10 protein-coding genes and 1 pseudogene are annotated in these 11,342 nt (G+C 69.3%); 2 read left to right on the forward strand and 9 right to left on the reverse strand.

Going from position 1 to position 11,342, the window contains the following annotated elements:
* Window positions 1–88 precede the first annotated feature (88 nt).
* A pseudogene (ppgK, locus tag ACX80W_RS11725) lies at window positions 89–883 on the forward strand (polyphosphate--glucose phosphotransferase); the annotation flags it as partial.
* Between the two features lie 211 nt (window positions 884–1,094).
* On the opposite strand, the gene nrdR reads toward ppgK, so the two are convergent.
* The 3 genes from nrdR to ACX80W_RS11740 all read right to left on the reverse strand — a co-directional run bounded on the left by nrdR (window position 1,095) and on the right by ACX80W_RS11740 (window position 3,633).
* Window positions 1,095–1,592: a transcriptional regulator NrdR gene (gene nrdR / locus ACX80W_RS11730; RefSeq protein WP_459283451.1), complete on the reverse strand. Its 498-nt coding sequence runs from the start codon at window positions 1,590–1,592 to the stop codon at window positions 1,095–1,097.
* 116 nt (window positions 1,593–1,708) lie between these two features.
* Window positions 1,709–3,070: a histidinol dehydrogenase gene (gene hisD / locus ACX80W_RS11735; RefSeq protein ID WP_459283453.1), complete on the reverse strand. Its 1,362-nt coding sequence runs from the start codon at window positions 3,068–3,070 to the stop codon at window positions 1,709–1,711.
* 38 nt (window positions 3,071–3,108) lie between these two features.
* On the reverse strand, window positions 3,109–3,633 hold the full coding sequence (locus tag ACX80W_RS11740; RefSeq protein WP_459283455.1) for a hypothetical protein: 525 nt from the start codon (window positions 3,631–3,633) through the stop codon (window positions 3,109–3,111).
* A 132-nt stretch (window positions 3,634–3,765) separates the two neighbouring features.
* On the opposite strand from ACX80W_RS11740, the gene ACX80W_RS11745 reads away from it, so the two are divergent.
* Window positions 3,766–4,284 (forward strand): flavin reductase family protein, encoded by a 519-nt coding sequence (locus tag ACX80W_RS11745; RefSeq protein ID WP_459283457.1) that lies wholly within the window; start codon window positions 3,766–3,768, stop codon window positions 4,282–4,284.
* 23 nt (window positions 4,285–4,307) lie between these two features.
* On the opposite strand, the gene dnaE is transcribed toward ACX80W_RS11745, so the two are convergent.
* From dnaE to ACX80W_RS11775, 6 genes are all read right to left on the reverse strand, one after another.
* Window positions 4,308–7,847 (reverse strand): DNA polymerase III subunit alpha, encoded by a 3,540-nt coding sequence (gene dnaE / locus ACX80W_RS11750; protein WP_459283459.1) that lies wholly within the window; start codon window positions 7,845–7,847, stop codon window positions 4,308–4,310.
* Between the two features lie 60 nt (window positions 7,848–7,907).
* Window positions 7,908–8,858: an RluA family pseudouridine synthase gene (locus ACX80W_RS11755; protein ID WP_459283461.1), complete on the reverse strand. Its 951-nt coding sequence runs from the start codon at window positions 8,856–8,858 to the stop codon at window positions 7,908–7,910.
* Window positions 8,855–9,496, reverse strand: coding sequence for a signal peptidase II (gene lspA, locus ACX80W_RS11760; RefSeq protein ID WP_459283463.1), 642 nt, complete (start codon window positions 9,494–9,496; stop codon window positions 8,855–8,857). Before lspA ends, ACX80W_RS11755 begins: the two co-directional genes overlap by 4 nt.
* Before the next feature lie 179 nt (window positions 9,497–9,675).
* Window positions 9,676–10,311 (reverse strand): DivIVA domain-containing protein, encoded by a 636-nt coding sequence (locus ACX80W_RS11765; RefSeq protein ID WP_459283465.1) that lies wholly within the window; start codon window positions 10,309–10,311, stop codon window positions 9,676–9,678.
* A gap of 140 nt (window positions 10,312–10,451) precedes the next feature.
* Window positions 10,452–10,745 (reverse strand): YggT family protein, encoded by a 294-nt coding sequence (locus tag ACX80W_RS11770; RefSeq protein ID WP_459283467.1) that lies wholly within the window; start codon window positions 10,743–10,745, stop codon window positions 10,452–10,454.
* A 58-nt stretch (window positions 10,746–10,803) separates the two neighbouring features.
* Window positions 10,804–11,319 carry a cell division protein SepF gene (locus ACX80W_RS11775; RefSeq protein ID WP_459283469.1) on the reverse strand — a complete coding sequence of 172 codons (516 nt, stop codon included), beginning with the start codon at window positions 11,317–11,319 and terminating at the stop codon, window positions 10,804–10,806.
* Window positions 11,320–11,342 lie beyond the last annotated feature (23 nt).

An 11,342-nucleotide genomic window follows, 5' to 3' on the forward strand; every position in this document is an offset into this window, starting at 1 on the left:
TCCGGCGGCCAGTGCACACCGACCAACCCCCGAAACCGTGCGGGCGGGGCGAGAAGCCCGGCCGGCCACGAATTCCACCAGGAGAAACATGCCCAAGGACATCGACAAGAAGAAGCCCGGCCGGAAACTGCCTGCCACCGTCATCGGTGTCGACATCGGCGGCACCGGAATCAAGGGCGGCATTGTCGACCTGGCCAAGGGCGAAATCGTCGGCGAGCGCTACCGGATCCCCACCCCGCAGCCGGCGACCCCGGAGGCGGTGGCCGCCGTGGTCGCCGAGATCGTGGCCGAGCTCTCCTCCCGCCCCGGCGGCCCGGCGGCCGATGTGCCGGTGGGTGTCACGTTCCCCGCCATCATCCAGCACGGCGTGGCCCGCTCGGCGGCGAATGTCGACAAGAGCTGGGTCGACACGGACGTCGACGCCCTGTTCACCCGGGTGCTGGGCCGCAGCGTCCATGTCATCAACGACGCCGACGCCGCCGGCCTGGCCGAGGTGCGCTACGGCGCCGGCAAGGGCGTGGCCGGCACCGTGCTGGTGATCACCCTGGGCACCGGCATCGGCTCGGCGTTCATCTTCAACGGGCAGCTCGTGCCCAACGTCGAGCTGGGGCACCTTGAGGTCGACGGGCACGACGCCGAGTCGAAGGCCTCGGCGGTGGCACGCGAACGGGACGGGATCGGCTGGGACGAGTACGCCGTGCGGCTCCAGCGGTACTTCTCCCACGTGGAGTTCCTCTTCTCCCCCGAGCTGTTCATCATCGGTGGCGGAATCTCCAAGCGCAGCGCCGAGTACCTTCCCGCCCTGGACCTGCGCACCCCCATCATCCCGGCCCAGCTGAAGAACCAGGCCGGCATTGTCGGCGGCGCCCTGCAGGCGGCGCTCCTGCTGTCCCCCTCCAGGAAGAGGGAGAAACAGAAAAAACCGTCCCCCCCCCCCCCCGGGCGCGGGCCTGTTCCATGCCGGTGTCTTTTGGGCCCGTGTCTTTTGGGCCGGTGTATTCGGGCCGGTGTCTTCCGGGCGGGGGCCGCCGAAGTGGTGCCGGTGGTGGCGCCGGCTTCCCCTCCGCCGCCACCACCGGGGTCTCAAGGCGCAGCTAGTGCGCGGTCAGCGGCCGTTGCGCCCCTGAAGGTACCTTGGCGCTCTCCTGCGACTGGAGCCGCAGGGTGGCGATCGCGTCCTCGAAGTCCTCGAGCGACTCGAAGCCCTGGTAGACGCTGGCAAAGCGCAGGTAGGCGATCTGGTCGAGCTTCCGCAGGGGGCCGAGGATCGCCAGCCCCACCTCGTGGGCGTCGATCTCCGCGACGCCGCTGGCCCGCACCGACTCTTCGACCTCCTGGGCCAGGAGGGCCAGGTCGTCCTCGGTGACCGGCCTGCCCTGGCAGGCCTTCCGGACGCCGTTGATCACCTTGCCGCGGCTGAAGGGCTCACCGGCACCGGAACGCTTGATGACGCTGAGGCTTGTCGTTTCGACGGTGGTGAACCGGCGCCCGCACTGGTGGCACTGCCGGCGCCGCCGGATTGCCGAGCCGTCGTCGGCCAGCCGGCTGTCAACGACCCGGGAGTCGGAGTTGCGGCAGTAGGGGCAGTGCACTGCGTACTCCTGTCTCCGCGCGGGCCGGATGGGGCGGGTGCCGGGCCGCGGGGCGGTCCGGATGGTTCAAGTGTAGAACCAGATGTGGGGAAACTACAAGCGTGCAATTACCACATCTAGTGGTTTTCCCGCGGAAAGCGCGCCCGAACGGCGTCGCCGTGGGCGGGCAGGTCCTCGGCCGCGGAGAGCGCTCCGATCGGTGCGCTGACCTCCTCCAGCGCGCTGCGGGAGTACTCCACGACCTGCAGCGCCCGCAGGAAGGTCGTCGTGTTGAGCCCGGAGGCGAAGGAGGCCGTTCCCCCGGTGGGAAGGACGTGGTTGGAGCCGGCGCAGTAGTCGCCGAGGCTGACGGGGCTGTACTTGCCGACGAAGACGGCGCCCGCGTTGCGGACCCGCGCCGCGGTGGCCGCGGCGTCGGCGGTGTGGATCTCGAGGTGTTCGGCGGCATAGGCGTTGCAGACCTCCAGCCCCTGCTCGAGGTCGTCCACGAGGATCACCCCGGACTGCGGGCCGGACAGGGCCGTGAGCACCCGCTCGCTGTGCCGGGTTGCCGCCGCCTGCCGGCCCAGTTCCACCCGCACTGCGTCGGCCAGGGCCGGCGCGTCGGTGATAAGGACCGACGCCGCCTGCGGGTCGTGTTCGGCCTGGCTGACGAGGTCCGCCGCGACGAGGACGGGGTCGGCCCCGGCGTCGGCGAGCACCGCGATCTCGGTGGTGCCGGCCTCCGAATCGATGCCCACGACGCCGCGCACGAGGCGCTTGGCCGTTGCCACGAAGACATTGCCCGGCCCGGTGACGACGTTGACCGGTTCGAGGGGAGGGTGCCCGTCCGCCTCCTCGAGGCCGTAGGCGAAGGCGGCCACCGCCTGGGCGCCGCCGATCGCATACACCTCGGTGATGCCGAGCATGGCCGCCGCCGCGAGGATGACCGGGTGGGGCCACCCTCCCCACTCCTTCTGCGGCGGGGAGGCCAGGGCGATCGAGGGGACACCGGCGGCCTGCGCGGGAACGACGTTCATCACCACCGACGAGGGGTAGACCGCCAGCCCACCGGGCACGTAGAGGCCCACCCGGTCCACGGGGACCCATCGGGAGACCAGCCGTGCCCCCGCCGCCGGGCGGACTTCGACGTCGGCCGGCACCTGCGCCTCGGCGAACAGGCGGGCGCGGGTGATCGCCTCGTCCAGAGCCGCGCGGACCTGCGGGTCGAGGTTTTCCAGTGCACTGCGCAGGACTGCCTCGGGCACGCGCGGGTGGTCCTGCTCAACGCCGTCGAACCGCCGGGCGAGGTCCCGGAGGGCCTGCAGGCCCCGGCTCCGCACGTCCGCGAGGATGCGGGCGACCGCTTCCTCGGGCGGGTGCTCCCCCACCTCGGGGCGGGGCAGCGCCCGCGTCAGCTCGCGCCGGCTGAGGGAGAGCCCCCGGAGGTCGATGGTTCTAAAGCCCTCACGGGCCGACACGGCAGCAGGATTTTCCACTTGATCAGTCTACCGGCGCCCGGACCGGCGCCCGGGAATCAGGGCCGGCCGCGCTGCAGCCAGTCGAAGAGTCCGGCGGCGAAGACGATGGCGGCGGCGGCCGCGGGCCAGATCGCCGCGGCGCTCGGTGAGTGGAGCCCGAAGGCCGAGCCGGGGATCCCACTGCCGGCGTGCGGGCCGATCCATGCCCCGAGCGCGGTGCCGACGAGGACGGCGAGCAGCGAACCGAGGACCGAACCTCCCACGGCGGCGAGGATGCGCGTCACCTGGCCGGGCCGGCCGAGGCGCCGGGCCAGCACGGTTCCCACCGCGACGCCGGCCACCAGCTCAAGTCCCGCCAGGGTGAGGTCGCGCAGCAGCCACGTTCCGGGAAGGTCGTTGTCGCCGTAGAGGATGCCGCCCGGAGCGCCGAGCCACCAGAATCCGCCCAGGACAACCCCGAGCACCGCCGTCGAAGCGGCCCACCAGAGCAGGCCCACGGGAGGGGCCGCCGTGCGGTTCGGGGCCGGAGCGTAGACCGGGGGTGGGTAGGAGCCGGCGCCGGGCGGGTCGGAGGGGTGCATGGGCTCTACATTAACAAAAGCGGGACCGCCCCGCCCGGCTCGCCTACTGTTGAGGGATTGCCGGACCCGCCGGCGGCCGCCGCACGCCGGCGGCCCGAACCCGGCCGCAGGCCCGAACAGGAAGGAGCAGCCATGGAGGGGAACCTCGTGAAGGACGGTCCCGCCGCCGATCCGGGACCGGGGTCCGCGTTCCGCGGGGTCTTCCGCCGCCACGCGGCGGGCGTCGCCATCATCACGGCGGCCTACCAGGGCAGGCCCTTCGGGTTCACCGCCACCTCCGTGGCCTCCCTGTCGGCCGACCCGGCCCGTTTCACCTTCAATATGTACCGGGGGTCCTCCTCCTGGCCGGCCGTCGCCAATACGAACTACGTGGCGGTGCACATGCTGGGCCTGGACAACCGGGCCCTGGCCGACCGGTTCGCCCGCCATCCGGACCGCTTCGCCGGGGACCACTGGAGCCCCGGACCGCACGGGGTGCCGCTGCTCCACGGGGTGGCCGGCTGGCTGATCGGGCGGATCACTCTGCGGCTGTCCTTCGAGAACAACGCGGTCGTCGTCGCCGAGGTGACCGAGGGCGGGACCGGGCCCGACGGCGCGCCGCTGCTGTACCACGGCGGGGGCTACGCCGCCCCGACCGACTACGTCATCTGACGCTTCAGGCCGGGGCGGCCGGCTCAGGCGTCCAGGCAGGCCGGTCCGAGGAGCACCTTCAGGTCCCCGAACAGCGACGGGGTGGGGTTCACCCGGAGATCGACCCCGAGCTTCATCACCTCGACCTTGCGGTTGCCGTTGAGCCGGATCTGCACCTCGCTGGTGCCCGGGTGGGTGCGCAGCACCTCCCCCAGGGCCGTCACCGCCGCCTCCGTGGCCTTGTGCTGGGCCATGGAGATGACGACGGGGCCGGAGTGGCCCTCGCTGAGGTCGGGCACGCTGAGTTCCTGCGCGTTGAGCATCACCGCGCCGTCGTCGCGCCGCTGCAGCCGCCCGCGGACCACGACGATGAGGTCCTCGGCGAGCACCCCCGAGATCGGCCCGTACACCTGGCCGAAGAACATGACCTCCATCGACCCGGCGAGGTCCTCGATCTCCGCGCGGGCGTAGGCGTTGCCGCTGTTCTTGGCGATCCGCCGCTGCAGCGAGGTGATCATGCCCGCGATGGTGACGATGGCGCCGTCGGCCGGGCCCTCGTCGCTGATCACCGAGGGAATCGTCAGGTCGGCGTGCTGGCTGAGGATCCCCTCAAGGCCCTGCAGCGGGTGGTCCGAGACGTAGAGGCCGAGCATGTCGCGTTCGAAGGAGAGCTTGTCCTTCTTCTCCCATTCGGGCAGGTCGGGCACCTCGACCGAGAGGCTGCTGCCGGCGCCGGGGTCGTCGAAGGCGCTGAACAGGTCGAACTGGTTGGCGGCCTCGTTGCGCTTGAGCACGATGACCGAGTCCACGGCCTCCTCGTGGATCATCGCCAGCGCCCGGCGGGGGTGCTTGAGCGAGTCGAAGGCCCCGGCCTTGATCAGCGATTCGATGGTGCGCTTGTTGCAGACGACGGCGGGGACCTTCTGCAGGAAGTCGCTGAAGGAGGTGAAGTCGCCCTTCTCCTCCCGCGCGGTGACCATGGCGCCCACGACGTTCGCCCCGACATTGCGGATCGCGCCCATGCCGAAGCGGATGTCGCTGCCGACGGGGGTGAAGTTCACGCTCGACTCGTTGACGTCCGGGGGCAGCACGGTGATGCCCATCCTGCGGCACTCGTTGAGGTAGATGGCCAGCTTGTCCTTGTCGTCGCCGACGCTGGTGAGCAGGGCCGCCATGTACTCGGCCGGGTAGTGGGCCTTGAGGTAGGCCGTCCAGTAGGAGATCAGCCCGTAGGCGGCGGTGTGGGCCTTGTTGAACGCGTAGTCCGAGAAGGATTCGAGGACGGTCCACAGCTTGTCCATGGCGGCCTGGGAGTAGCCGTTCTCCTTCATGCCGGCAAAGAAGTCGGCCTGCTGCTTGTCCAGCTCGGACTTCTTCTTCTTGCCCATGGCGCGCCGGAGCATGTCGGCCTGGCCGAGGGTGAAGTTCGCCAGCTTCTGGGCGGCGGACATCACCTGCTCCTGGTAGACGATCAGGCCGTAGGTGCCGCCGAGGATCTCCTCGAGCGGACCCTCCAGCTCGGGGTGGATCGGTTCGATCTCCTGCAGCCCGTTCTTGCGCAGGGCGTAGTTGGTGTGGGAGTTCACGCCCATGGGCCCGGGGCGGTAGAGCGCCAGCACCGCGGAGATGTCCTCGAAGTTGTCGGGGCGCATGAGCTTGAGCAGGGAGCGCATGGGCCCGCCGTCGAGCTGGAACACGCCCAGGGTGTCGCCGCGGGCCAGCAGTTCGTAGGAGGCCTTGTCGTCGAGGTCGAGGTCCTCGAGCACCAGGTCGATGCCCTGGTTCGCCTGGATGTTCTCTACGGCGTCGGTGATGATCGTCAGGTTCCGCAGCCCGAGGAAGTCCATCTTGATCAGTCCGAGCCCCTCGCAGGTGGGGTAGTCGAACTGGGTGATGATCTGCCCGTCCTGGTCCCGGCGCATGATCGGGATGATGTCGATCAGCGGGTCCGAGGACATGATGACGCCGGCGGCGTGCACGCCCCACTGGCGCTTCAGGCCCTCGAGGCCCAGCGCCGTCTCGAACACCTTGGCCGAGTCGGGGTCGGTCTTGAGCAGTTCACGCAGCTCGTCGGCCTCGGAGTAGCGCTTGGCGTCCTTGTTGTGCACGTCCGCCAGGGCCAGGCCCTTGCCCATGACGTCCGGCGGCATGGCCTTGGTGAGCCGCTCCCCTGTGGAGAACGGGTAGCCCATCACCCGGGAGGAGTCCTTCAGGGCCTGCTTGGCCTTGATGGTGCCGTAGGTGACGATCATGGCGACGCGCTCGTCGCCGTACTTCTCGGTGACGTAGCGGATCACCTCGGAGCGGCGCCGGTCATCGAAGTCGACGTCGAAGTCGGGCATGGAGACGCGTTCGGGGTTCAGGAAGCGCTCGAAGATCAGCCCGTGCTTCAGCGGATCCAGGTCGGTGATGCGCATGGCGTAGGCGACCATTGAGCCGGCGCCGGAGCCGCGGCCGGGGCCGACCCGGATGCCGTTGTTCTTGGCCCAGTTGATGAAGTCGGCCACCACCAGGAAGTAACCGGGGAAGCCCATCTGGGTGATGACGCCGACCTCGAACTCGGCCTGCTTGCGCACCTCGTCGGGCACGCCGTCCGGGTAGCGGTAGGCAAGGCCGGTCTCGACCTCCTTGACGAACCAGGACTGCTCGTTCTCCCCCTCCGGCACGGGGAACCGGGGCATGTAGTTGGCCTTGGTGTTGAACTCCACGTCGCAGCGCTCGGCGATGAGCAGCGTGTTGTCGCAGGCCTCGGGGTAGTCGCGGAAGATGGCCCGCATCTCGGCGGGCGACTTGAGGTAGAACTCGTCGGCGTCGAACTTGAAGCGCTTCGGGTCGGCGAGGGTGGAGCCGGACTGCACGCACAGCAGCGCCGCGTGGGCCTTGGAGTCCTCGGCGTGGGTGTAGTGGAGGTCGTTGGTGGCCACCAGGGGCAGCCCGAGTTCGCGGGCCAGCTTGATCAGGTCGGCCTGGACGTTGCGCTCGATGTCGAGCCCGTGGTCCATCAGCTCGCAGAAGTAGTTTTCGGCCCCGAAGATGTCCCGGAAGTCCGAGGCCGCCTGCTTGGCCTCCTGGTAGAGCCCCAGCCGCAGCTTGGTCTGCACCTCGCCGGAGGGGCAGCCGGTGCTGGCGATCAGGCCCTTGCCGTAGGTCTGCAGCAGGTCCTTGTCCATCCGGGGCTTGTACAGGTAGCCCTCGAGGGAGGCCAGCGAGGACATCCGGAACAGGTTGTGCATCCCCTCGGTCGACTCCGACCAGAGGGTCATGTGGGTGTAGGCGCCGGCTCCGGAGACGTCGTCGCGCCCTCCCCCGCCCCACTGCACGCGGGTGCGGTCGGTGCGGGCGGTGCCGGGGGTCAGGTACGCCTCGACGCCGATGATCGGCTTGATCCCGGCGCTGCGGGCCTTGCTCCAGAAGTCGAAGGCCCCGAACACGAACCCGTGGTCGGTGGTGGCCAGCGCGTTCATGCCCAGCTCTTCGGCGTGGCTGAACAGGTCGGTCAGCTTCGCCGCCCCGTCAAGCATCGAGTACTCGGTGTGATTGTGAAGGTGGACGAAGGACTCACGGGACGCTGCTGTTGAAACCACTCGACCATTCTAGGCCCGGCCCCGGGTGCTCCGGCCCCCACCCGGCGGCCCCAGGCGTGTTTACGGGCGGTCCCCCGACAGGGCGCCCAGGGCGTACTCGAGATCGAGCGGGTACGGGCTCACCGCTCGAACCGGCTCGCCGGTGCGCGGGTTCTCGAAGCCCAGGCGGTGCGCGTGCAGCCACTGGCGGGTCAGGCCCAGTTCCGCCGCGAGGCGCGGGTCGGCGCCGTAGGTGAGATCGCCCACGCACGGGTGGCGCAGCGCCGAGAAGTGGACGCGGATCTGGTGGGTCCGGCCGGTCTCGAGGTGCACTTCGACGAGGCTGGCCCGGCCGAAGGCCTCAAGGACCTCGTAGTGGGTGACCGAGGGCCGGCCGTCCTCGAGGACGGCGAACCGCCAGTCGTGGGCAGGGTGGCGCCCGATGGGCGCATCGATCGTGCCCTCGAGGGGATCGGGCAGGCCCTGCACGACGGCGTGGTACACCTTTTCGACAGTGCGTTCCTTGAAGGCCCGCTTGAGCACCGTGTAGGCGTGTTCGGTCTTGGCGACCACCATGGCCCCGGAGGTGCCGACGTCGAGCCGGTGCACGATCCCGGCGCGCTCCGGGGCGCCGGAGGTGGAGATCCGGTAGCCGGCCGCGGCGAGGGCGCCCACCACGGTGGGCCCGACCCAGCCCGGGGACGGGTGGGCGGCGACGCCGACGGGCTTGTCGATCACCACGAAGTCCTCGTCATCGACGAGGATGCCCATGCCCTCGACGGCCTCGGGGATCACGCGCAGCGGGTCGGCGGCGTCGGGGACCACCACGAGCAGTTCGGTGCCGGCGGAGACCCGGTCGGCCTTGGCCAGGACCGTCCCGCCGCGGCTGACCCGGCCGTCGGCGCACCAGGCGGCGGCCACCGAGCGGGAGACCCCGGCCAGCTGCGCCAGCGCGGCGTCGGCGCGCGAGCCGGCGAGTTCCTCGGGAACCTGGAAGGCGGTCGGGGTGCCCACGTGGGAGGTGCCGTTCACGGGGTCCTGCCCTCCGGGCCGGGGGTCTCCGCCCCGGGCGTCTCCGGGCCGGATCCGCCGGCGTCCTCCGCGGCGGTGCCGGTGCTGCGCCGTCCGTCCATGCCGATGCCGCGCAGGGTCAGCAGGCAGACGAGGATGACGCCGCTGACGACGGCGGAGTCGGCGATGTTGAAGATCGCGAAGTTGGGCAGCGCGATGAAGTCCACGACGTGGCCCTGCCCGAAGGACGGTTCACGGAACAGGCGGTCGGTGAGGTTTCCCAGGGCGCCGCCGAGCACGAGCCCGAGGGCAACCGCCCAGCCCCAGGAGGCGACCTTGCGGACCTGGGTCAGGATGGCCAGCGAGACGAGGGCCTGGACGATGGTGAAGATCCAGGTGACGTTGGTGCCGATCGAGAAGGCCGCCCCCGGGTTGCGGATGAAGTGCCAGTTCAGCAGCGGCGGCAGGACCGGGGTGACCTGGCCCTCGGTCATCGTCGAGACGACCCAGGCCTTGGTCGTCTGGTCGAAGACGTAGGCGGCGGCGGTGCAGGCCAGGAGCAGGACGGCGTACCGGAGCCCGACCCGCTTGCTGTGGCCCGGGCTGTCGGTCCGCTTGGTTCCCGGTGGGGTTTGCTCTGCCGGTGGATTCTCGCTCATAACGCTTTCGTGCCGGGTGCATACGCTTCCGCGCGGCGGCAGAGGGTATGGAACGGGTGGATTGGGTGACTCCTCAAGGGTACGGCAAAGGCCGGCCCCCGTTCCGGGGGCCGGCCTCAATCCGGTACAGCGCTGCGGTGCCCTCACCGGGCACCGCGGGCGCGGCGCGGCCTGCCGGCCTAGGCGTCGGCCGTCTCCGAGGCGACCGAGCCGCGGGAGTCGAGGTCGCGCAGCTGACCCTCGATGTAGGCCTTCAGGCGTGAACGGTAGTCACGCTCGAAGCTGCGCAGCTGTTCGACCTTGCGCTCCAGGACGCTCTTCTGCTGCTCGAGGGCGCCGAGGACCTTGCGGCTCTTGTCCTGGGCGTCGTTGACGAGGCTGCTGGCTTCGATCTGGGCCTCGGCGATGATCTTGTCGCGCTGCTCAACGCCCGCGTTGACGTATTCGTCGTGGAGCTTCTGGGCCATGGCCAGGACGCCGGCGGCGGACTCGGCGCTGGCTGCCGCGGGGACCGCGGCGGGCGAGGCGGCCTCGACCCGGGGCTCGGGCTTGACGGGCTCGGGCTTCTTCTCTTCCTCGCGGACCTCTTCGGTCTTGGTGCTCGCGGCGACCGGGGCGGGGACCGTTCCGGTGGAAGGCGTGCCGGCGGGGGCGTCCGAGAGCCGGCGGCGCAGCTCCTCGTTCTCCTGGTTCAGGCGCCGCAGCTCGACGACGATCTCGTCGAGGAAGTCATCGACCTCGTCCTGGTCGTAGCCCTCGCGGAACTTCGTCGGCTGAAACCTTTTATTGACAACATCTTCTGGCGTCAGGGCCATCTGGTCACCTCGTAGTGTTAAAGACACGCCTGCCCAGGGGCAGACCTGCCTGCGGTACCGAATTGTGGACGTGAAGAACTGGATTCACATCAGAATGTGATTCAGCTTATATCTATTGGGACTCGAAAACTAAACCGGGGCTATGGCGTGGCGAATCCGCGGGACACACCCATCAGGATCACCACGGCGAAAAACAGCACAAGGAAAGCGAGATCAAGGGAAACTCCCCCAATTCGCAGCGGCGGAATGACCCGCCGCAGGGCGCGGATCGGCGGATCGGTCACCGCATAAATACCGGAGGCAACGACCAGCGCGATTTTCTGGGGACGCCAGCTTCGGGCGAAAATCTGGACGGCGTCATAAATAATCCTGATGATCAGCGCAAGCTGGAACAACATCAGAACGAGATAAATCAGGGCAAATACCAAACTCACGGAGCGGTTCCAGTCCTTAGGGCCTTAGCGGGCGTCAGGCGCGGACAGCCGGCCGGCTTCAGCTCTGGTTGAAGAAGCTGGTCTGAGCTTCGCTGGCCTTCTGGTCCTCACCAAGAACTTCAATATACGACGGCGACAGCAGGAACACCTTATTGGTGACCCTTTCGATACTTCCGTGCAGCCCGAAGACCAGGCCCGCGGAGAAGTCGACGAGGCGTTTGGCATCGGATTCGCCCATGTCGGTGACGTTCATGATGACCGGGATGCCGTCGCGGAAGCTCTCCCCGATCAGCTTCGCGTCGTTGTAGGACCGCGGGTGCACCGTGGTGATCTGCCGCAGGGCCGAATCGTCGCGGGTGGACTGGACGCGCTTGATCGGTGTCACCGGGGCCCGGTACTCCTCGCTGGGGACGCTCCGCGGGGCGGGTGCGGGCTCGGAACGGCGTTCGTCACGGTCATAATCCACTTCGTAATCCTCGTTCCTGCTGTGGGCGCTCTTCGGCTCGGGCTCGTAGTGCTCGTCACCATCGGCGAGCCCAAGGTAAATCATTGTCTTGCGCAGTGCGCCAGCCATGGTAACTCCTGTCATTGAGAGAG

It is taken from the genome of Arthrobacter melezitosi (genome assembly GCF_054511055.1).

Bases quoted from the DNA above. Each gene is read 5' to 3' on its own strand.
- ACX80W_RS11740 (WP_459283455.1), bottom strand. From the start codon at position 3,633: ATGCACCCCTCCGACCCGCCCGGCGCCGGCTCCTACCCACCCCCGGTC.
- ACX80W_RS11765 (WP_459283465.1), bottom strand. From the start codon at position 10,311: ATGGCCCTGACGCCAGAAGATGTTGTCAATAAAAGGTTTCAGCCGACG.
- ACX80W_RS11745 (WP_459283457.1), top strand. From the start codon at position 3,766: ATGGAGGGGAACCTCGTGAAGGACGGTCCCGCCGCCGATCCGGGACCG.
- ACX80W_RS11775 (WP_459283469.1), bottom strand. From the start codon at position 11,319: ATGGCTGGCGCACTGCGCAAGACAATGATTTACCTTGGGCTCGCCGAT.
- lspA (WP_459283463.1), bottom strand. From the start codon at position 9,496: ATGAGCGAGAATCCACCGGCAGAGCAAACCCCACCGGGAACCAAGCGG.